The sequence below is a fragment of the Streptomyces sp. NPDC090106 genome, assembly GCF_044747265.1.
Classification (GTDB): Bacteria; Actinomycetota; Actinomycetes; order Streptomycetales; family Streptomycetaceae; genus Streptomyces.
In genome coordinates this window covers 736660-756575 of sequence record NZ_JBIVDS010000001.1, presented here as the reverse complement: position 1 = coordinate 756575, position 19916 = coordinate 736660, and the positions used below count along the sequence as shown (strand labels likewise).

Sequence of the window (19916 nt, the reverse complement as noted above, 5' to 3'; positions counted from 1 at the left end):
CCCACGCGTCACTTCAGTTGGCGTGAGGTTACCGTGCGTGGGTGAACGCCCGCAGGGTGTCCCTCACGCCGCGACCGGCAGAGGCGCCGCGTGCGCGGCGAACCGGACCGACCACTGCTCGCCCTTCACCGTTCCGAGCGCGTTCTCCGCGAGGCGCAGACGCTGGATGTCGGAGGTGCCGGCGGGGGCGTAGATGTGGTGGGCGTCGCGGACGAAACGCTCGACGGGACGGTCGGTGAACAGACCGCAGGCGGCGTGCACCTCCATCGCCAGACGGGCCGAGTCGAGGCTGGACTCGACGCCGACGAGCTTGGCGTTCATGAGCTGCGCGTCGCACGGCAGACCCCGGTCGAGCAGGTCCACCGCGTGGTAGGCGACGGTCCCCGCGGTCATCAGGTTGGACTGCATCTGGCCCAGCTTCTGCCGCACCGAGTCCAGTTCGGCCAGCGGACGCCCGTACAGCCGCCGCTCGGCCGCGTACGCCGCCGTCTCCTCGACGATCGCGCGGTGGATGCCGAGGGAGACCGCGGTGAGGTTGGCGCGGCCGTACAGGACGCTGGAGGAGTACGCGACGGCCATCCCGTCGCCCTCCGCGCCCAGCAGGTTCGCCGCCGGGACGCGGACGCCGTCCAGGACCAGCTCGCCGAACGAGAAGCCGTGCAGGCCGAGCGCCGGACGCTGCGGGGCGAGCGAGAGGCCGGGCCGGTCGCTCTCCACCAGGAACGCGGACAGCCCGCGCGAGCCGGGCCCGGTGCGCACGACGACGCCGTGCAGATCGCCGACATGGCTGTTGCCGACGAACACCTTGCGGCCGTTGAGCACGTACGAGTCGCCCTCGCGGTGGGCCGTCGCCCGCATGCCGAGGACATGGCCGCCGGACTCCGGCTCGGTGACCGCGATCGTGGGCAGCCGGTCGCCGCTCGCGATGCGCGGCAGCCACGTGGCCCACTGCGCGCCGTCGCCGAAGTGCAGGATCTTGGCGACGCCGAGCTGCGAGGCCTGGACCATGGCGCCCATCGCGCCGCTGACCCGGGCCAGTTCCTCGATCACGACGGTCTTGGCGACGTGCCCCGCGCCCATCCCGCCGTACGCCTCGTCGACGGTGACGCCGATCCAGCCCTGGCGGGCGATCAGCCGGGACAGTTCGTGGTGGACGGCCCTGGAGGCCTCCATCTCCGGGACGCGCGGCCGTACCTCGGTCTCGGCGAAGGCGCCGACCTCGGCGCGCAGCAGTTCGTGGCGTGCGGTGGTGAAGCCTCCGTACATGGTTCCCCCGTACATCTTTCCCGATGTGTGGTACCTGTGTACCTTCCATGACTTTTGCCGTATGCCGTCTGGTTCAGCGGCATATCCGAGGATTCTCCTCGATGCGGAGCATGAGCGGTACCTCGATTTTCGGAGGGTCCGCACGGCGCTTTCACGCCCTGCCCGTGTCCGGTGACGTGGGTCAACTCTCGCGCAACCAGGGGGACTTGAGCCACTGTGTTTCGCCGCCCCCGGTACGCAGCAGGGCCGTGTCCCCCCTCGTGAGGTGGGGCACGGCCCTGCTGCGGGCTGGCGCCGGACGTTCCGTGGCGCGAACGCTGTCAGTAGCGCGGGCGGTTGAACCACGCCGTGCCGCTGGGCACCACGGGAGCCGCGGTGATGACGCCGCCGAACACGACCCACAGGAGCGGGAAGATGACCGCGGAGGCCATGCCGGTGTCGAGGCCGACGAAGAGGAACAGCAGACCGGCGATGGTGCCGAGCGCGCCGTAGATGACCGTGGTGATCCGCACACCCTGGCCGCCCTTGCCGAACTTGACGCCGAGCGTGATGGAGAGCGCCGCGAGCGCCAGGCAGAAGACGCCGATGCCCGCGATGAGCCCGGCGGCGGCGTTGCCGATGTCACCGAGTTCGCTGAACGGGTCGTCGGAGGACGAGCTCAGGGAGTCCGCCGAGTCCGACACGTCGCTCACGAACGCGCCGAGGTACAGGTAGACGAGGCCGCCGAGGATCTGCACGGCCGAGATGATGTAGAGGAAGACGCGGGCCGTCGTCAGCAGGCCCGGCATCGACTGGGGCACCATGTTGGCGCCCGGGTAGCCGGGGTACGCCTGCTGCTGCGGGTAGCCGTACGCCTGCTGCGGCGGGATGCCGGGCTGCTGCGGCGGCTGCTGGGGATAGCCGTAGCCGGGAGCGGCCGGGGGCTGCTGCGGCGGGGGCCCGTAGGGATTGTTCGGATCGCCGAAACTCATGGCGGTTGTTCCTCCGGTTTGCCGAATGTGCGGGGACGACGAGCGGCACGGTCGGAGGAAGGTTCAACAGATGCGGTTCGTCCCCCCGGTACAGCCCGCGGCACTGTGGCCACAATCGTTCTGTAGTGGCCGGTTCGTTGTCCAGCCGCATTCCATATGTGTTGTGCAAGTGCAACATCACTGATCATGGTGAGTGCCGTTTTGCGGCTGCCTGTACGAGCCTCTGCACGGACGTGCGCACGGGTGCCCGTACGGCCGCCCGGGGACCCGGATTGGAAGCCGGGCCCGGTCATCCGCGAGGATGGGGGCATGACCGCCCAGATTCTCGATGGCAAGGCCACCGCAGCAGAGATCAAGTCCGATCTGACCGCCCGCGTGGCGGCGCTGAAGGAGAAGGGCGTCACGCCCGGCCTCGGCACGATCCTCGTCGGGACCGACCCCGGCAGCCAGAAGTACGTAGCCGGCAAGCACCGCGACTGCGCCCAGGTCGGTATCGCCTCCATCCAGCGCGAACTGCCGGAGACGGCCACGCAGGAGGAGATCGAGGCGGCCGTCCGCGAGCTGAACGAGGACCCCGCCTGCACCGGCTACATCGTCCAGCTCCCGCTGCCCAAGGGCATCGACGAGAACCGCATCCTGGAGCTGATGGACCCGGACAAGGACGCAGACGGCCTTCATCCGATGAACCTCGGCCGCCTGGTTCTCAACGAGCCCGCCCCGCTGCCCTGCACCCCCAACGGCGTCCTCACCCTGCTGCGCCGCCACGGCGTGGAGATCAAGGGCGCCGAGGTCGTGGTCGTCGGCCGCGGTGTCACCATCGGCCGCCCGATGCCGCTGCTGCTGACCCGCCGCAGCGAGAACGCCACCGTCACCCAGTGCCACACCGGCACCCGTGACCTGTCGGCCCACCTCAAGCGCGCGGACATCATCGTCGCCGCGGCCGGCTCGGCCCATCTGGTCCGCCCCGAGGACGTGAAGCCGGGCGCCGCCGTCCTGGACGTCGGTGTCTCGCGCAACGCCGAGGGCAAGATCGTGGGCGACGTCCACCCCGGCGTCGCCGAGGTCGCCGGCTGGATCTCCCCCAACCCCGGCGGCGTCGGCCCGATGACCCGGGCGCAGCTCCTCGTCAACGTGGTCGAGGCGGCGGAGCGCAGTGCCGGCTGACACCCCGCCCGCCGCCGAGGGCCCGCGCACGGACGACCTGGAGGTGCGGGACGCCATCAGCGCGCCCGACGCCCAGGGGCGACCGCGCCGCGCCACCCGGCGCTTCCCGCTGTTCACCAAGGACACGGCCCGACCCGAGGGCGGCGGCAGAGCCGCCCCGGGCGACGCTCCGGCGCCCGCCCGGCAGTGGCCCATCCTCGTCGTGCTCGCGACGGTCGCGGTCGGTCTGCTGGTCATCGCGCTCGACCAGTTCCGGGTCGGTTCGCTGCTCATCGGCGCCGGGCTGCTGGCCGGCGGCGCGATGCGCTGGCTGCTGCCGGACGTCGGCATGCTCGCGGTCCGCTCCCGGTTCACCGACATCGTCACCTACGGCGTGCTCGGCAGCGCGATCGCGCTGCTGGCGCTCATGGCCCAGCCGGAGCCGTGGCTGGTCATCCCGTTCCTCAAGGACACGCTGCACTTCACGGTCAGCAACTGACCCGCCCGACGCCCCCGGCACATGCGGCGGCGGTCCGTCCTCTCCCCCGATGAAGGACGGGCCGCCGCCGGGCACAACCCTCCTGCACGGCGAAGGCGCCGTTCAACGCCTGTCGGAGCGCTGTGCCCCGGAGGTGACCGTTTCGCTACGGTGTCCGGTCCCTGTCACAGCGGACGCCTTCCGGGGAACCGGCCAGGGGCCTGACCTCGTCCGACACCGTGGAGGTGAGCGATGGGCGCCTGGCAGCCGCTGCCGGAGGACCTGCCGCCGGAGGTGCGGCACTTCGTGCGGGCGCTGCGGCGGCTCAAGGACGACACGGGCCTGAGCCTGGCCTCGCTCGGCGCGCGCACCGCGTACAGCAAGTCGTCCTGGCACCGCTATCTCAACGCCGGCCAGCCGCCGCCCCGGCAGGCCGTCATCGCGCTGTGCCGGATCGCGGGGCTCGCCCGCCCGGACGCCGAGCGCATGGGGCTGCGCTGGGAGATGGCCGTCCAGGCCTGGCCCCGCTCGGCCACCGTGCCCGAACGCCCCGCCGGGGCCGAGGAGTACGAGGACGACCCCACGCTGCCCTGGTGGGAGGAGCGTCCCGCCGAGCCGCCGCCCGCCGAGCCGCCGTCCGCCGCGCACCGGACCCTGCTCACCGCCGTGCTCCTGCTGGCCGCGCTGCTTGTCGTCACGGTCGTCGGCGCGGTGGCCCTCGGGTGAGTTTCGCAGCGAAGTGGCCGGTGTTACGTCCGATGTGCGGTCCGTGTGGCGATGTGTTGACAAGTTCGCGGATTTGCAACGAAGTCGTTCAACAACCGCGTTAGCGTGACCGATCGGGACGGTTCGGGTCGTCCCTGTACTGGAAGACTGGACCGCGGCCGGGCGCGCGTGCAACGGTGCATGCCTCCGGGCCCCGACGCACCCGTGCGCCCCCACCCGGGGAACTGAGATCCTTGTCGCGCGCATCCCTGTGGGTAGCCAAGACGGGGACCGAGCAGTGGGCAGCACACACGGGTACGCAGAACAGCCAGCACGAACCGGGGGGAAGAGGGGGAAGCAATGCCTCGTTGGAGGGCCTTGCCCGATGAACTCGATCCGCAGGTCAGGGAGTTCGCCAGCCAGCTCAGGCGGCTCGTGGACCGCAGCGGGCTGAGCATCGCGGCGCTGGCCGACCGCACGGGCTACAGCAAGACGTCCTGGGAGCGTTATCTCAACGGCCGGCTGCTCGCGCCCAAGGGCGCCATCGTGGCCCTGGCCGAGGTCACCGGCACCAATCCCATTCACCTGACCACGATGTGGGAGCTCGCCGAACGCGCCTGGAGCCGCTCGGAGATGCGCCACGACATGACCATGGAGGCGATACGGATCTCGCAGGCGCGCGCCGCGCTCAGCGAGTTCGGGGCGCCGCCCGCGGGCGCCAAGGGCGCCAGGACGGCCCGCAAGAGCGGCAGCGCCACGGCGACGCCCGGGGTGACCCCGGGGATCGCCGGACCGGCGGGCGTGGCCCCGTCCATACCGTCCACCGCCCCGTCCGTCCCCTCGGTGCCGTCGCAGCCGGCGTCGCCGGAGGTCCAGGACGCCCGGCCCGAGGTGCGTGAGAGCGTCAACTCCTGGGGCATGGCGGGCTACCAGGGCCCGTCCCCGTCGGGCGCGGCGCGCTCCGCGGCACCGGCTCCGGGCGCCCCGCGCACGTCCTACGGCGAGCCCCCGCAGGCCCCCGGTCCGGCCGCCGCACCCGGCGCGCCGGGCGGCGGCAAGCGGCGGCTGACGATGTTCCTCGCGGGCGTCGTCGGGGTGCTCGTCGTGATAGCCGGCGCGTACTTCCTCACCAGCGGCGGCGACAAGAAGAACGAGAGCGGCTCGACCAAGCCCTCCCCGTCCGCCAGCGCGTCGGTCGACCTGCCGGCGGGCGTCAAGTGCGCGGGCGACTCCTGCACCGGCAAGGACGCGGAGGCCATGGGCTGCACCAAGGACACCGCGGCGGTGACGACCGCCAAGACGGCCACGGTGGGCACGACGGTCGTGGAGGTGCGCTACAGCAAGACCTGCGGTGCCGCGTGGGGCCGGATCACCCAGGCCGCGCAGGGCGACGAGGTCCAGGTCTCGGCGGGAGGCGCCAAGCAGGCCGACAGCATCACGACCGCCGGGGACACCATCGCGTACACGCCGATGGTGGCCGTCAAGGACGCGGGCGACGCGGTCGCGTGCGCGACGCTGGCGGTGGGGGAGAAGGGCTGCACGCAGTAGGCGCCGCGCGCGCACGGTGAGCGTCGCGCCGGTGGGCGATTTCGGGCGCACAGGCATGGCCGGACGATTCGTGGGCACGCGTCACGTACCCCCACGGGAATCCGGCCCTGTCGGTGCCCCCACACGGCGGCCGTATCCGTCACACCTCTCCCGGACGGACGGCCGCCGTTCCCCTTTCCCGTGAACGGCCTGTGCGGGCGGGCCGCGCGGAAGCGCCGGGTCGAAGCGCTGTGTGGGGTGGGCCACAGGGGCCCGGCGGTCCGCGGTCCCGGATGCGCGATAGCCTGACCGCTGGATCTCTTGATACCAAGAGATCGATCATTTGTACGTCCGCTCGCCAGGGCAAGGACGCCCACCGCCAGCTGTCATACGGAGAACGCCATGACCCGCACTCCCGTGAACGTCACCGTCACCGGCGCGGCCGGCCAGATCGGTTACGCCCTGCTCTTCCGCATCGCCTCCGGCCAGCTGCTCGGCGCGGACGTGCCGGTCAAGCTGCGCCTCCTGGAGATCACCCCGGCGCTCAAGGCCGCCGAGGGCACCGCGATGGAGCTCGACGACTGCGCCTTCCCGCTCCTCCAGGGCATCGACATCACCGACGACCCGAACGTCGCCTTCGACGGCGCCAACGTGGGCCTGCTCGTCGGCGCCCGCCCGCGCACCAAGGGCATGGAGCGCGGTGACCTCCTGGAGGCCAACGGCGGCATCTTCAAGCCGCAGGGCAAGGCCATCAACGACCACGCCGCGGACGACGTCAAGATCCTCGTCGTCGGCAACCCGGCCAACACCAACGCGCTCATCGCGCAGGCCGCCGCCCCGGACGTACCGGCCGAGCGTTTCACCGCGATGACCCGCCTGGACCACAACCGCGCGCTGACCCAGCTCGCGAAGAAGACGGGCTCGACGGTCGCCGACATCAAGCGGCTGACCATCTGGGGCAACCACTCCGCCACCCAGTACCCCGACATCTTCCACGCCAGCATCGGCGGCAAGAACGCGGCCGAGGTCGTCAACGACGAGAAGTGGCTGGCCGAGGACTTCATCCCGACCGTCGCCAAGCGCGGTGCGGCGATCATCGAGGCCCGCGGCGCCTCGTCGGCCGCCTCCGCCGCCAACGCCGCCATCGACCACGTGTACAGCTGGGTCAACGGCACCGCCGACGGCGACTGGGTCTCCATGGGCATCCCGTCGGACGGCTCCTACGGCGTCCCGGAGGGCCTGATCTCCTCCTTCCCCGTCACCACCAAGGACGGGCAGTACGAGATCGTCCAGGGCCTGGAGATCAACGAGTTCTCCCGCGCCCGCATCGACGCCTCCGTCGCCGAGCTGGCGGAGGAGCGCGAGGCGGTCCGCGCGCTCGGCCTCATCTGAGCCGCCCCCGCCCGCTGTAACAAGCGCACACGGGCCCTGTTCCGGTTTCGTCCGGGACGGGGCCCGTGCCCGTTTTCGCCGCTACCGTCAAGAGCGGTACCCGCCAAGGTGATTCGGGGGCCGCGATGAGCGGATGGAACGGCGACGGCGAAGGGCACAGCTCGGGTTCCGACGAGCGCGCGCCGAGCGAGGAGCAGGGGCAGGCGGCCTGGGGTGCGGTGCCGCCGTGGGCGTCGGCGGAGACACAGACGTCGGCCGCACCGCCTCCGTGGGCGTCGGCCGAGACGAGGGCGTCGCGGACGCCACCACCCTGGGCGTCGGCCGAGACGGGGACTGCGCAGACACCACCACCCTGGGCGGCCGTCCCGCCGCCTCCCGCTCCTTCTCCTTACGTGCCGCCGCCCTCCCCGCCCTCGTCGCCCCCGGCGGTCCGGCGGCTGCTGGTGATCGTCGCCGTGACGGCGGTCCTGGGCGCGGGCACGGGGGCCGGTGTCTGGTTCCTGACGCGTGAGGGGGCGACGGGACCGGTCGCCGCACCGGGCACGGGCGTCGCCGCCACGACCTCCCGCCCGCCGGCCTCGCCCCTGGAGTCCCCGTCGCGGAACCCGTCGCCGGGTCCCTCCCTGTCCCCGGAGCCCTCGGAGCCCGCCGCCGGTTACCGCCGGGTGCGGGACCCCGTCGGCTACACGCTCGTCGTCCCCGCCGGCTGGGTCCGCAGACAGACGCAGGGCGAGAAGGCCCCGGTCGTCTTCTACGACGACCCCGACGGCGGCCGTCAGCTCCAGATCTTCCTCGTCACCGAGGACGACCCCGCCTCGTCGCTGCGCAAGGCCGAGACCGACCCCGGCTACGGCTTCGCCCACCAGCCCGGCTACCAGGTCCTCGCACGGGACGAGGGCGCCACCTGGTCCGAGCTCGCCTACCGCTACGACGACGAGGACAAGGGCCCGCGCCAGGTCGTCGACCACCGCTTCCGGGCACCCGGCGGCGACTCCTACGCCATCCGTTCCAGCGGCCCCGGCGCACTGCCCGTCGCCCTCGTGCGCGAGCCGCTCGCCATGGCGCTGGACTCCTTCTGCCCGACGGGGGCCGACTGCGGTTAGCGAGTTCGCCGGATTCGTCAGGGTGCACTTCGGCGCCCTGACGCCCCGGTGTCAGATGCTCTGGAGTTCCTGCTGGAGCTTGCTCACGTCCACCGTCTCGTCCGCCGAGGGTGTCGCCGTCGGCACCGGCTCGTCGTACCGCGAGAAGGCCAGGGTCAGGTCGGTGCCGTCGCCTTGCTGGGTGGCCTTGACCAGGCGGTGCGGGGAGTCGGAGGTGATGTAGAGGACCGCCTTCTTGCCGTCCTCCTCGCCGGTGAGCGGGACGACCTTCGTGCCGTCGACCGTCGTCTCCGCGCCCTTGGTCAGGGCGGCCTTCCCGGAGTCGTCGCCCGCGGCCTCCCGCTGGAACGCGGTCAGGTCGCAGGTGTCGGCCATCCCCTTGAGCATGGCGTCGTCCGTGGAGCCGTGGATGTAGCGGTTCTTGAAGAGCTCGGCCACCGCGTCGCCCTGCGCGCCCGGCACCTGTGCCTTCCAGAACGCGGTGTCGGGTTTCATCCACACCTCGTCGCCCTGCTTGACGATCTCGACGCTGCCGCCGTCCGCGCCCATCTCCATCGAGCCGACGCAGTTGCCGTCCCGGTCCAGGGTGAGGTCCATGGAGGCGGGCTGTGTGGTGCTCGCGCTCGCGCCGGTGCTGTCGTCCGTCAGCTCCAGGTGCACGGAGTCGGCGTCGAGGAGGTTGCGTTTCGCCTCGTCGGCGAGCTGCCGTGCGCTGAGGTCGTCGTCGCCGTACGCCGCCGTGGGCGCCAGCAGCAGCGTCGCGCTCGCGACGACCGCGGCCAATGACCTGAGGGCCATGACGTCACCTCCACCCTGCGTCACCCCTTCAGCGTACGTTTTGCGAAATTCGCCCGCATTCTCAGTGACGCGTCGCACTTTCGCCCGCCCCTTGCGCATGCAATTCCGGGGCGAGGGCAGGCGGTGACGGTCCCCGTGGACGACACCTGTGTGACCCACGGGAGCGGAACAGGAACGGAAGGCGACAACGCTCATGGCAAGGCAGCACGAACACCGGACGATCCATGTCGACGGCGCGTGGCGGGAGGCGGTCTCCGGCGCCACCCGCGAGGTCGTCGACCCCGCGGACGCCCGGCCCTTCGCCGTGGTCGCCGAGGGCGACGAGCGGGACGCCGACCTCGCGGTCGAAGCCGCCCGGCGCGCCTTCGACCGGGGCGAGTGGCCCCGCACCCCCGTCTCCGAGCGCGCGGCGCTCCTCTACCGCGTCGCCGACCTCCTCGTGCGCGACCGCGAACGGCTCGGCCTGCTGGAGAGCCGGGACGCCGGCAAGACCGTCGAGGAGGGCCGCGTCGACATCGACTGCGTCGCCGACGCCTTCCGCTACTTCGCCGGCCTCGTCGCCGCCGAGTCCGGCGGCCGGGTCGTGGACGCCGGTTCGCCCGACGTGCACAGCGTCGTCGTGCACGAGCCGGTCGGCGTGTGCGCGCTCATCACCCCCTGGAACTACCCGCTGCTCCAGGCGAGCTGGAAGATCGCCCCGGCGCTCGCCGCCGGGAACACCTTCGTCGTCAAGCCCAGCGAGATCACCCCGCTCACCACCGTCGCGCTGATCGAGCTGCTGGCCGAGGCCGGGCTGCCCGCCGGTGTCGCCGGTCTCGTCACCGGCCCCGGCCACTCCGTCGGCGCGCGGCTCGCCGAGCACCCCGGCGTCGACCTCGTCTCCTTCACCGGCGGCCTCGCCAGCGGGGTCAAGGTCGCCCAGGCCGCCGCCCCCACGGTGAAGAAGGTCGCCCTCGAACTCGGCGGCAAGAACCCCAACGTCGTCTTCGCCGACGCCTGCGCCACCGAGGAGGGCTTCGACACCGCCGTCGACCAGGCCCTGAACGCCGCGTTCATCCACAGCGGCCAGGTCTGCTCGGCCGGCTCCCGCCTCATCGTCGAGGAGTCGGTCCGCGACCGCTTCGTCGCCGAACTCGCCGACCGCGCCGCCCGCATCCGCCTCGGCCGCGGCACCGACGACGGCGTCGAGTGCGGCCCCCTCGTCTCCGAGCAGCAGCGCGCGAAGGTCGAGGCGTACGTCGCCTCCGCCCTCGCGGAGGGCGCGGTGCTCCGCACCGGCGGCAAGCGGCCCGACGGGCCCGGCTACTTCTACGAGCCGACCGTCCTCGACGCCTGCCACCGCGAGATGAAGGTCGTCCGCGAGGAGGTCTTCGGCCCGGTCCTCACCGTCGAGACCTTCCGCACCGAGGACGAGGCGGTCCGCCTCGCCAACGACACCGAGTACGGCCTCGCCGGCGCCGTCTGGACCGCCGACCCCGGCCGCGCCCGCCGCGTCGCCGGACTGCTGCGCCACGGCACCGTCTGGATCAACGACTTCCACCCCTATCTGCCGCAGGCGGAGTGGGGCGGCTTCGGCCGGAGCGGCGTCGGCCGCGAACTGGGCCCCGCCGGGCTCGCCGAGTACCGCGAGTCCAAGCACGTCTACCAGAACCTCGCGCCGAAGCCCGTCCGCTGGTTCGCCGGCTGACGCCCCGCTCCCCGGCCGGCCGGAGCCACCCCCTTCCGTTCCGGCCGGCCCCCCCACCCAGGAGATCCCATGCACCACGAGTACGACTACGTCGTGATCGGCGGCGGCACCGCCGGGTCCGTCATAGCCTCCCGCCTCACCGAGAACCCCGATGTCACCGTCGCCGTCATCGAGGGCGGCCCCAGCGACGTCGGCCGCGACGACGTCCTGACCCTGCGCCGCTGGATGGGCCTGCTCGGCGGCGAACTGGACTACGACTACCCGACCACCGAGCAGCCCCGCGGCAACTCCCACATCCGGCACAGCCGCGCCCGGGTGCTCGGCGGCTGCTCCTCGCACAACACGCTCATCGCCTTCAAGCCGCTGCCCTCCGACTGGGACGAGTGGGAGGAGGCGGGCGCCAAGGGCTGGGGCGCGGTGCCGATGGAGGCGTACTACGCCCGGCTGCTGAACAACATCGTCCCCGTCGACGAGAAGGACCGGAACGCCATCGCCCGCGACTTCGTCGACGCGGCACAGGCCGCGCTCCAGGTGCCGCGCGTCGAGGGCTTCAACCGCAAGCCGTTCACCGAGGGCGCCGGCTTCTTCGACCTCGCCTACCACCCCGAGGACAACAAGCGGTCCTCGGCCTCCGTGGCCTACCTCCACCCGGTCATGGACGAACGCCCCAACCTGACCCTCCTGCTGGAGACCTGGGCCCACCGGCTGGAGCTGGACGGCACCCGGGTGCGCGGCGTCCACGTCCGGGACAAGGACGGCGAGGAGTTCACCGTCCGCGCGCGGGGCGAGGTCCTGCTGTGCGCGGGCGCCGTGGACTCACCGCGCCTGCTGCTGCACTCCGGCATCGGACCCGCCGCCGACCTCGAAGCCCTCGGCATCCCGGTCGTCCACGATCTGCCGGGCGTCGGCGAGAACCTCCTCGACCACCCCGAGTCGGTGATCGTGTGGGAGACCCACGGCCCGATCCCGGAGAACTCCGCGATGGACTCCGACGCGGGCCTGTTCGTGCGCCGCGACCCCGAACACGCGGGCCCCGACCTGATGTTCCACTTCTACCAGATCCCCTTCACGGACAACCCCGAGCGCCTCGGCTATCAACGCCCCCCGCACGGCGTCTCGATGACCCCCAACATCCCCAAGCCGAGGAGCCGCGGCCGGCTCCACCTCACCAGCGCCGACCCGTCCGTCAAACCCGCCCTGGACTTCCGGTACTTCACCGACGAGGACGACTACGACGCCCGCACCCTCGTCGACGGCATCCGCGCCGCCCGCGAGATCGCGCGGACCGAGCCGCTGGCCGGCTGGCTCAAGCGCGAGGTCGCCCCGGGCCCGGAGATCGTCGGCGACGAGGAGCTGAGCGAGTACGCCCGCAAGGTCGCCCACACCGTCTACCACCCGGCGGGCACCTGCCGCATGGGCGCGGTCGACGACGAACTCGCCGTCGTCGACCCCCGGTTGCGCGTCCGCGGCCTGGACGGCATCCGGATCGCCGACGCGTCCGTCTTCCCGACGATGACCGCCGTGAACCCGATGATCGGCGTGCTCATGGTCGGGGAACGAGCCGTCGATCTGGTGGGAGGTGACGTGTGATGAACGCCCCCGTGTTCTCCGTCGAAGGTCTGTGGAAGGTGTTCGGACCGAAGGCCGAGCGCGTCCCGGCGGACCCGGAACTGGCCTCGCTGGCCCCCGCCGACCTGCGCGCCCGCACCGGCTGCACCGCCGCCGTCCGGGACGTCTCCTTCGACGTCCGCAAGGGCGAGGTGTTCGTGGTGATGGGCCTGTCCGGGTCCGGGAAGTCCACCCTCGTGCGCTGTCTGACCCGGCTCATCGAACCGACCGCCGGGACCATCGCCATCGACGGCGAGGACGTCCGCGCCATGGACCGCTCCCGGCTGCGCGCACTGCGCCGCCACCGGGCCGCGATGGTCTTCCAGCACTTCGGCCTGCTGCCCCATCGCACGGTCCTCGACAACGTCGCCTACGGCCTGGAGATCCAGGGCGTCGGCCGGGCGGAGCGCCGTGAACGCGCCGCCGAGGTGGTCGCCAAGGTCGGCCTGGAGGGCATGGAACAGCGCAAGCCGAGCCAGCTCTCCGGCGGCCAGCGCCAACGCGTCGGCCTGGCGCGGGCGTTGGCCGTCGACCCGGAGGTCCTCCTGTTCGACGAGCCGTTCAGCGCCCTCGACCCGCTGATCCGCCGCGACATGCAGGAGGAGGTCGTCCGGCTCCACCACGAGGAGGGCCGCACGATGGTCTTCATCACCCACGACCTGAGCGAGGCGCTGAAGCTCGGCGACCGCATCGCGCTCATGCGCGACGGCCGGGTCGTCCAGCTCGGCACCCCGGAGGAGATCGTCGGCTCGCCCGCCGACGACTACGTCCGCGAGTTCGTGCGGGACGTGCCCCGCGAACAGGTCCTCACCGTGCGCACCGCCCTGCGCGCCGCCTCGGCCGGGGAGGCGGGCAGCGGCCCGGCGCTCCCGCCCGACGCGACGGTCTCCGAGGCCATCGAGGCCGTCGCCCGCGCCGGATCGCCCGCGCGCGTGGTGGACGAGGGCCGATGCCTGGGCGTCGTCGACTCGGACACGCTGATCGGGGTCGTGGCGGGCACGGTCGGCACGGGTGCCGGTGGCACGGGCTCGACGGGTGCCGGTGGCGCGGGCTCGACGGGTGCCGCCGCTCAGGGAGACGGCCGCACGGGTCCGGCCGCGGACGAGGACCGTGCCGGTCCGGCCCCGGAGGCCGACGGACCGGCCGGCGCCGCCGTGAAGGGTCCGTCCAAGGAGGCCGTCTGATGGCCACGATCACCGCCCCCGCGCCCCGCGCGCTCCCCGCCGCCCTGCGCCGCCCGGCCGTCCGCAAGCTCCTGCTGCTCGCGCTCGCCGCAGCGGTCCTCGTCCCCCTCGCGAGCGCCCGCTGGACCGGCGGGGCCTGGCCTGCGGCCCTCACCGTCGACCTCACCCGCCCCCTCACCGGTGTCAGCGACTGGATCATCGACAACCGGGACAGCCACCCCCTGTTCCTCTACTTCCTCGGCCACGTCAGCAACGCGGTCGTCCTCGGCGTCCGGGCCGTCTATCTCGCCCTCCTCGCCCTCGGCTGGGCCGGGGTCACCGCCTTCGGCGCGCTGACCGCCTGGCGGGTGGCCGGGCCCCGGCTCGCCCTCGGCACGGCGGCGGCCTTCCTCGCCTGCGGCTTCCTCGGCATGTGGGTGCCCACCATGCAGACGCTCGCCCTGATGGTCGTCGCGGTCGCCGCGTCGGTCGCCGTGGGCGCGCTGCTCGGCCTCGCCGCCGGACTCTCGGACCGCCTCGACCGCGCCCTGCGCCCGGTCCTGGACACCATGCAGGTCCTGCCCGCCTTCGCCTACCTCCTCCCCGTCGTCCTGGTCTTCGGCATCGGTGTGCCCGCCGCGGTCCTCGCCACCGTCGTCTACGCCGCCCCGCCCATGGCCCGGCTCACCGCGCTCGGCCTGCGCGGCGCCGACAAGGAGGTCCTCGAAGCCGTCGACTCGCTCGGCGCCACCGCGCGCCAGCGCCTGCTGACCGCCCGCATCCCGCTGGCCCGCAAGGAACTCCTCCTCGGCCTCAACCAGACGATCATGATGGCCCTGTCGATGGCCGTCATCGCCTCCGTGATCGGCGCGGGCGGCCTCGGCGACCGCGTCTACCAGGCGCTGGCCTCCGTGGACGTGGGCGCCGCGCTCGCCGCCGGCATCCCGATCGTGCTCCTCGCCGTCGTCCTGGACCGGGTCACGGCCGCCGCCGCTGACGGCACCGAGCACCGCACCCGCGCCGGATGGCCCTACGCCCTCGTCGCCGCCCTCGCGATCGCCGTCGCCGGACGGCTCACCGGCCGCCTCGACTGGCCCGACGCCTGGGTCGTCGGCATCGCCGAGCCGGTCAACCGGGCCGTCGACTGGATGACCGCCCACCTCTACTCCGGCGTCCCCGTCATCGGCGGCACCGCCGACTGGGCCGCCCACTTCACCACCTGGGTCCTGGACCCGCTGCGCGACGGCCTCCAGTGGCTGCCCTGGTGGTCGGTACTGCTGCTGGTCGCCGCCCTGGCCTGGCTCATCGGCACCTGGCGCACCGCCCTGACCGCGACCCTCGCCATGGCCGCCATCGGTGTCCTCGGTGTGTGGGACGCCTCCCTCGACACCCTCTCCCAGGTCCTCGCCGCCGTCGCCGTCACCCTCGTCATCGGCTTCGCCACCGCGGTCGCCGCCGCCCGCAGCGACCGCGTCGAACGGCTGCTGCGCCCGGTCCTCGACGTCTTCCAGACGATGCCGCAGTTCGTGTACCTGATCCCGGTCGTCGCCCTGTTCGGGGTGGGTCGCGCCCCCGCCGTCGCCGCGGCCGTCGTCTACGCGCTGCCCGCCGTCGTCCGGATCACCGCCCAGGGGCTGCGCCAGGTCGACCCGGCCGCCCTGGAGTCCGCGCGCTCGCTCGGCGCGACCCCCGCCCAGCAGCTCCGGCAGGTCCAGCTCCCGCTCGCCCGGCGCTCCCTGCTGCTCGCCGTCAACCAGGGCGTCGTCCTCGTCCTCGCCGTCGTCATCATCGGCGGCCTGGTCGGCGGCGGCGCCCTCGGCTACGACGTCGTCTTCGGCCTCGCCCAGGGCGACCTGGCGACCGGGCTGGTGGCCGGCGCCGCGATCGTCTGCCTCGGCCTGATGCTCGACCGGGTGACCCAGCCCGCGGAACGCCACCCGGCGAAGGGAGCCTGACATGCGTGTCCGTACGACCGCCGCCCTGGCCTCGCTCGTCCTGCTCACCGGCTGCGGCGCCGCCGACATGACCCGGCAGGCCTCCCCGTTCGCCAACGCGCGGGGCGCCCGGACGGTGACCCTGTCCGTCCAGTCCTGGGTCGGCGCCCAGGCCAACGTGGCCGTCGCCCAGTACCTCCTGGAGCACGAGCTCGGCTACCGCGTCGACACCGTCCAGGTCGACGAGGTCCCCGCCTGGGACGCCCTCAGCCAGGGCCGCGTCGACGCGATCCTGGAGGACTGGGGCCACCCCGAACAGGAACAGCGCTACGTCGACGACAAGAAGACCATCGTCGACGGCGGCGGCCTCGGGGTCACCGGCCACATCGGCTGGTACGTGCCCACGTACTTCGCCGAGGCCCACCCCGACGTCACCGACTGGAAGAACCTCGACACGTACGCGGACCGGCTCCGCACCGCGGAGAGCGGCGGCAAGGGCCAGCTCCTGGACGGCTCCCCGTCCTACGTCACCAACGACAAGTCCCTGGTGAAGAACCTGGACCTCGACTACCAGGTCGTGTTCGCCGGCTCGGAGGCCGCCCAGATCACCCAGATCAAACAGTTCGCCAAGGAGAAGAAGCCCTTCCTCACCTACTGGTACGCCCCGCAGTGGCTCTTCGAGAAGGTCCCCATGACGGAGGTGAAGCTGCCCGCCTACAAGGAGGGCTGCGACGCCGACCCCGACAAGGTCGCCTGCGCCTACCCGCACACCCCGCTCAGGAAGTACCTCAACGCGGACTTCGCCAGGAGCGGCGGCGACGCGGCGGCCTTCCTGAAGAAGTTCACGTGGACCACCGAGGACCAGAACGAGGTCTCCCTGCTGATCGCCGACCAGAAGCTGACCCCCGAGGAGGCGGCGAAGAAGTGGGCGGACGACCACGAGTCCACCTGGAAGGCGTGGCTGTCCTGACGCCACCCCCGTCCGCCCGGCCGGCGCCGGTCAGCGCATCTCCTCCACCAGCTCCTGGAGGATCGCGGTCGTCCGGCGCTGGAGCCCCGGCCCGAAGGTGATCCGCGTGGCCCCGAGCCCGCCCAGTTCGGCGGGCGAGGGGCCCGCTCCGACCTTCGCGACCACGTTGACCGGACCCCGGATGCCCGACCGCAGCAGCGGGAGCAACTTGTGCGGGGCCTCGATCGGATACACGCAGTCCGCGCCCGCCGCCGTGTACAGCGCCGCCCGCTCGATCGCCTGTCCGGGATCGTCGACCCCGCGGATGAAGGTGTCGATACGGGCGTTGACGAACAGGTCGTCACCCGCCGCGTACCGCACCTCGGCGAGCCACTCGGCATGCCGCCGAGGGTCCTTGAGGACACCACCCCCGTCGGAGTCCTCGAGGTTGCAGCCCACCACCCCGGCCTCCAGCAGCCGCTCCACCAGCTCCTTCGGCGCGAGCCCGTACCCGCCCTCCACGTCCGCGGAGACCGGTACGTCCACGGCCCGCGCGATCCGCGCGACCGCGGCGAACATCTCGTCCGCCGGGGTCCGCCCGTCCTCGTGCCCCAGCGAGGCCGCCACCCCGGCGCTCGGTGTCGCCAGCGCCTGGTACCCCGCGTCGGCGAACACCCTGGCGCTGGCCGCGTCCCACGGGCCGGGCAGGACGAGCGGGTCGTCCGCGGCCCGGCGGCGGTGCAGACTCCGGAACAGCTCGGCCTTGTTCATACGATGCGACCTCCCGGCGGGACCCGGCGGCTCACCATCACCCGGTTCCAGTTGTTGATGGCGACGACCAGGGCGACGAGGTGCGCGAGCCCGGCGGCGTCGAAGTGTTCGGCGGCCCGCTCGTACACGGCGTCGGGCACGAACCCGTCCGTCAGGACCGTCACCGCCTCCGTGAGCGCCAGCGCGGCCCGCTCCCGCTCGTCGAAGACGCCCTCGGCCTCCTCCCAGGCGGCCAGCAGATCCAACTGCCGCTCGCTCACCCCGTGTTCACGGGCGATCCGCAGATGCATGTCCAGACAGAAGGCGCAGTGGTTGAGCTGCGAGGCCCGGATCACGACGAGCTCGGCGAGCGCCGGGTCCCCGAGCCCCTTCTTCGCGGCGGCGCTCAGCGCGGACATGGCCTGCGCGACATCCCGGTCCAGCCGCCCGGTGCGCACGGTCACTTGTGCCCCGGCTGGTAGTGCCCGGGAACGAGCCGGCAGGTCACCCCGAACCTGTTCCACGCGTTGATCACCGTGATCGCGGCGATCAGCTGCGCCAGCTCCACCTCGTCGAAGTGCTCGGCCGCCCGCTCGTAGACCTCGTCCGGCACGAACCCGTCGGTCAGCACCGTCACCGCCTCCGTCAGCGCCAGCGCCGCCAGCTCCTGACCGGTGTAGAAGTGCTCCGACTCCTCCCACGCGCTGAGCTGCACGATCCGCTCGACGCTGTCGCCCGCCGCGAGCGCGTCCTTGCTGTGCATGTCGACGCAGAGCGCGCACCGGTTGATCTGCGAGGCCCGGACCTTCACCAGCTCCAGCAGCTTCGGGTCGAGCCCTCTGCGGGCCGCCGCGTCGAGCCTGACCATCGCCTTGAAGACCTCGGGGGCCAGCTCGGCCCAGGCGAGCCGGGGTGTGTGGGCGGGGGCGTACCGGACGGGCCGAAGGGTCTGCTCTGCGCTGCTCATGTCATCGACCCTAGGAGCCAGGCAGCCCAGGAGTATGGTCCATTCCCATGGCGAAATCATGGGCCACTCTGGGCGTCGACCTGCACCTGGAACCCACCGGCCCCCACCTGCGCCGGGGCCTGACCGACGCGCTGCGCGAAGCCGCCCGCACCGGCCGCCTGGCCCCCGGCACCCGGCTGCCCTCCTCCCGCGCCCTCGCCGCCGACCTCGGCATCGCCCGCAACACCGTCGCCGACGCCTACGCCGACCTGGTCGCCGAGGGCTGGCTCACCGCCCGCCAGGGCTCCGGCACCCGCGTCGCCGAACGCGCCGTCGTCCCGCCCACGGGCACCGGCCCCGGCCCCCGCGCCCCGCAGCGCCCGGCGCACGACTTCCGCCCCGGCAGTCCCGACCTCGCCGCCTTCCCGCGCGCGCAGTGGCTCAAGGCCGCCCGCCGCGCCCTCCTCGCCGCCCCGCACCAGGCCCTCGGCTACGGCGACCCGCGCGGCCACATCGAACTCCGCGCCGCCCTCGCCGCCTACCTCGCCCGCGCCCGCGGCGTCCACGCCGACCCCGACCGCATCGTGATCTGCGCCGGTTTCGCCCACGGGCTGCGGCTGCTCGGCACGGTGCTGCGCGCGCGGGGTGTGCGCACCGTCGCCGTGGAGCCCTACGGGCTCGAAGCGCACTGGCACCAGCTGACGGCCGCCGGCCTGCGCACCACCGTCCTCCCCTTCGACGAGCACGGCACCGACCCCGGCCCGCTCTCCGACGAGGGCGCCGCCCTGCTCACCCTCGCCCACCAGTTCCCGATGGGCGTCCCCCTCCACCGCGACCGGCGCGCGGCCGTCGTCGACTGGGCCCGCCGCACCGGCGCACTCGTCCTGGAGGACGACTACGACGGCGAGTTCCGCTACGACCGCCAGCCCATCGGCGCCCTCCAGGGACTGGACCCCGACCGGGTCGTCTACCTGGGCACGGCCAGCAAGTCCCTCGCCCCCGGCCTCCGGCTCGCCTGGATGGTCCTGCCGCCGGGTCTCGCGGAGGAGGTCGCGGCGGCGAAGGGCCGCGTCGACACGTCCAGCGCCCTGGACCAGCTCACCCTCGCCGAGTTCCTCACCTCCGGCGCCTACGACCGGCACGTCCGCACCTCCCGGCTCCGCTACCGGCGCCGCCGCGACACCCTGGTCGCCGCCCTCGCCGAGCACGCGCCCGACGTCCACGTCACCGGCATCGCCGCCGGACTCCACGCCGTCCTGCGGCTCCCGCCCGGCACCGAGCACTCCGTCGTCCGGTCCGCCGCCTGGCAGGGCGTCGCCCTCCACGGCCTGTCCTACTTCCGCCACCCGCACGCGGCCCCGGACGGTCTCGACGCCCTGGTCGTCGGCTACGGCTCACCCTCGGACCGAGGCTGGCCGGGCGCGTTGGAGGCACTGTGCCGGGTGCTGCCGTGACCCGGGGTCGCCGTGACCGGGTGCGGTCATGACCGGGCGCCC

General features: G+C 72.9%; 18 protein-coding genes. 12 read left to right on the top strand and 6 right to left on the bottom strand.

The features are described from left to right. Positions 1-63: 63 nt before the first annotated feature. Both ACIPSE_RS03380 and ACIPSE_RS03375 read right to left on the bottom strand, forming a co-directional pair. Positions 64-1266: an acyl-CoA dehydrogenase family protein gene (locus ACIPSE_RS03380; protein ID WP_401656894.1), complete on the bottom strand. Its 1203-nt coding sequence runs from the start codon at positions 1264-1266 to the stop codon at positions 64-66. Positions 1267-1586: 320 nt separating this feature from the next. Further along, positions 1587-2237, bottom strand: coding sequence for a hypothetical protein (locus ACIPSE_RS03375; RefSeq protein WP_401656892.1), 651 nt, complete (start codon positions 2235-2237; stop codon positions 1587-1589). A gap of 309 nt (positions 2238-2546) precedes the next feature. Between ACIPSE_RS03375 and ACIPSE_RS03370 the strand changes: the two genes are divergently transcribed. From ACIPSE_RS03370 to ACIPSE_RS03345, 6 genes are all read left to right on the top strand, one after another. After that, positions 2547-3401: a bifunctional methylenetetrahydrofolate dehydrogenase/methenyltetrahydrofolate cyclohydrolase gene (locus tag ACIPSE_RS03370; protein ID WP_401656891.1), complete on the top strand. Its 855-nt coding sequence runs from the start codon at positions 2547-2549 to the stop codon at positions 3399-3401. Then, positions 3391-3879, top strand: a complete 489-nt coding sequence (locus tag ACIPSE_RS03365; protein ID WP_401656889.1) for a DUF3017 domain-containing protein — start codon at positions 3391-3393, stop codon at positions 3877-3879. Before ACIPSE_RS03370 ends, ACIPSE_RS03365 begins: the two co-directional genes overlap by 11 nt. A 231-nt stretch (positions 3880-4110) precedes the next feature. Beyond that, complete coding sequence (locus tag ACIPSE_RS03360; protein WP_401656887.1) at positions 4111-4584, top strand: helix-turn-helix domain-containing protein; 474 nt, start codon at positions 4111-4113, stop codon at positions 4582-4584. 357 nt (positions 4585-4941) lie between these two features. Then, positions 4942-6111, top strand: coding sequence for a DUF2690 domain-containing protein (locus ACIPSE_RS03355; RefSeq protein WP_401656885.1), 1170 nt, complete (start codon positions 4942-4944; stop codon positions 6109-6111). 381 nt (positions 6112-6492) lie between these two features. Beyond that, positions 6493-7482, top strand: a complete 990-nt coding sequence (locus ACIPSE_RS03350; RefSeq protein WP_401656883.1) for a malate dehydrogenase — start codon at positions 6493-6495, stop codon at positions 7480-7482. A gap of 125 nt (positions 7483-7607) precedes the next feature. Continuing rightward, on the top strand, positions 7608-8585 hold the full coding sequence (locus ACIPSE_RS03345) for a hypothetical protein (RefSeq protein ID WP_401656881.1): 978 nt from the start codon (positions 7608-7610) through the stop codon (positions 8583-8585). Between the two features lie 51 nt (positions 8586-8636). Here ACIPSE_RS03345 and ACIPSE_RS03340 read toward each other — a convergent pair whose 3' ends face one another. Next, positions 8637-9407: a hypothetical protein gene (locus ACIPSE_RS03340; RefSeq protein WP_401656879.1), complete on the bottom strand. Its 771-nt coding sequence runs from the start codon at positions 9405-9407 to the stop codon at positions 8637-8639. A 169-nt stretch (positions 9408-9576) separates the two neighbouring features. Here ACIPSE_RS03340 and ACIPSE_RS03335 point away from each other — a divergent pair, with 169 nt between their 5' ends. The 5 genes from ACIPSE_RS03335 (at position 9577) to ACIPSE_RS03315 (ending at position 16745) form a co-directional block, all read left to right on the top strand. Next, entirely contained in the window at positions 9577-11070 is a 1494-nt protein-coding gene (locus ACIPSE_RS03335; RefSeq protein ID WP_401656877.1) for an aldehyde dehydrogenase family protein, read from the top strand. 69 nt (positions 11071-11139) lie between these two features. Next, positions 11140-12660, top strand: a complete 1521-nt coding sequence (locus ACIPSE_RS03330; RefSeq protein ID WP_401656875.1) for a GMC family oxidoreductase — start codon at positions 11140-11142, stop codon at positions 12658-12660. After that, complete coding sequence (locus ACIPSE_RS03325; protein WP_401656873.1) at positions 12660-13862, top strand: glycine betaine/L-proline ABC transporter ATP-binding protein; 1203 nt, start codon at positions 12660-12662, stop codon at positions 13860-13862. Before ACIPSE_RS03330 ends, ACIPSE_RS03325 begins: the two co-directional genes overlap by 1 nt. Beyond that, positions 13862-15796, top strand: coding sequence for an ABC transporter permease (locus tag ACIPSE_RS03320; protein WP_401656870.1), 1935 nt, complete (start codon positions 13862-13864; stop codon positions 15794-15796). The genes ACIPSE_RS03325 and ACIPSE_RS03320 overlap by 1 nt, the downstream gene beginning before the upstream one ends. Position 15797: 1 nt before the next feature. Then, positions 15798-16745: an ABC transporter substrate-binding protein gene (locus ACIPSE_RS03315; RefSeq protein ID WP_401656868.1), complete on the top strand. Its 948-nt coding sequence runs from the start codon at positions 15798-15800 to the stop codon at positions 16743-16745. 30 nt (positions 16746-16775) lie between these two features. On the opposite strand, the gene ACIPSE_RS03310 is transcribed toward ACIPSE_RS03315, so the two are convergent. From ACIPSE_RS03310 to ACIPSE_RS03300, 3 genes are read right to left on the bottom strand one after another with little or no spacing between them, the layout of a single operon-like run. Beyond that, the gene (locus ACIPSE_RS03310) at positions 16776-17495 is read right to left on the bottom strand and encodes an isocitrate lyase/phosphoenolpyruvate mutase family protein (protein ID WP_401656865.1); all 720 of its coding nucleotides are present in this window, start codon (positions 17493-17495) and stop codon (positions 16776-16778) included. Further along, the gene (locus tag ACIPSE_RS03305; RefSeq protein ID WP_401656863.1) at positions 17492-17938 is read right to left on the bottom strand and encodes a carboxymuconolactone decarboxylase family protein; all 447 of its coding nucleotides are present in this window, start codon (positions 17936-17938) and stop codon (positions 17492-17494) included. Before ACIPSE_RS03305 ends, ACIPSE_RS03310 begins: the two co-directional genes overlap by 4 nt. Continuing rightward, complete coding sequence (locus ACIPSE_RS03300) at positions 17935-18441, bottom strand: carboxymuconolactone decarboxylase family protein (RefSeq protein ID WP_401656861.1); 507 nt, start codon at positions 18439-18441, stop codon at positions 17935-17937. The genes ACIPSE_RS03305 and ACIPSE_RS03300 overlap by 4 nt, the downstream gene beginning before the upstream one ends. Positions 18442-18488: 47 nt before the next feature. Here ACIPSE_RS03300 and ACIPSE_RS03295 point away from each other — a divergent pair, with 47 nt between their 5' ends. Then, positions 18489-19874: a PLP-dependent aminotransferase family protein gene (locus ACIPSE_RS03295; RefSeq protein WP_401656859.1), complete on the top strand. Its 1386-nt coding sequence runs from the start codon at positions 18489-18491 to the stop codon at positions 19872-19874. Positions 19875-19916: the final 42 nt, after the last annotated feature.

What these genes read in the sequence shown, in the direction of transcription:
- ACIPSE_RS03380 (WP_401656894.1), bottom strand. Translation starts at nt 1,266, where the DNA reads ATGTACGGAGGCTTCACCACCGCACGCCACGAACTGCTGCGCGCCGAG.
- ACIPSE_RS03375 (WP_401656892.1), bottom strand. Translation starts at nt 2,237, where the DNA reads ATGAGTTTCGGCGATCCGAACAATCCCTACGGGCCCCCGCCGCAGCAG.
- ACIPSE_RS03370 (WP_401656891.1), top strand. Translation starts at nt 2,547, where the DNA reads ATGACCGCCCAGATTCTCGATGGCAAGGCCACCGCAGCAGAGATCAAG.
- ACIPSE_RS03360 (WP_401656887.1), top strand. Translation starts at nt 4,111, where the DNA reads ATGGGCGCCTGGCAGCCGCTGCCGGAGGACCTGCCGCCGGAGGTGCGG.
- ACIPSE_RS03350 (WP_401656883.1), top strand. Translation starts at nt 6,493, where the DNA reads ATGACCCGCACTCCCGTGAACGTCACCGTCACCGGCGCGGCCGGCCAG.
- ACIPSE_RS03345 (WP_401656881.1), top strand. Translation starts at nt 7,608, where the DNA reads ATGAGCGGATGGAACGGCGACGGCGAAGGGCACAGCTCGGGTTCCGAC.
- ACIPSE_RS03335 (WP_401656877.1), top strand. Translation starts at nt 9,577, where the DNA reads ATGGCAAGGCAGCACGAACACCGGACGATCCATGTCGACGGCGCGTGG.
- ACIPSE_RS03330 (WP_401656875.1), top strand. Translation starts at nt 11,140, where the DNA reads ATGCACCACGAGTACGACTACGTCGTGATCGGCGGCGGCACCGCCGGG.
- ACIPSE_RS03325 (WP_401656873.1), top strand. Translation starts at nt 12,660, where the DNA reads ATGAACGCCCCCGTGTTCTCCGTCGAAGGTCTGTGGAAGGTGTTCGGA.
- ACIPSE_RS03320 (WP_401656870.1), top strand. Translation starts at nt 13,862, where the DNA reads ATGGCCACGATCACCGCCCCCGCGCCCCGCGCGCTCCCCGCCGCCCTG.
- ACIPSE_RS03315 (WP_401656868.1), top strand. Translation starts at nt 15,798, where the DNA reads ATGCGTGTCCGTACGACCGCCGCCCTGGCCTCGCTCGTCCTGCTCACC.
- ACIPSE_RS03310 (WP_401656865.1), bottom strand. Translation starts at nt 17,495, where the DNA reads ATGAACAAGGCCGAGCTGTTCCGGAGTCTGCACCGCCGCCGGGCCGCG.
- ACIPSE_RS03300 (WP_401656861.1), bottom strand. Translation starts at nt 18,441, where the DNA reads ATGAGCAGCGCAGAGCAGACCCTTCGGCCCGTCCGGTACGCCCCCGCC.
- ACIPSE_RS03295 (WP_401656859.1), top strand. Translation starts at nt 18,489, where the DNA reads ATGGCGAAATCATGGGCCACTCTGGGCGTCGACCTGCACCTGGAACCC.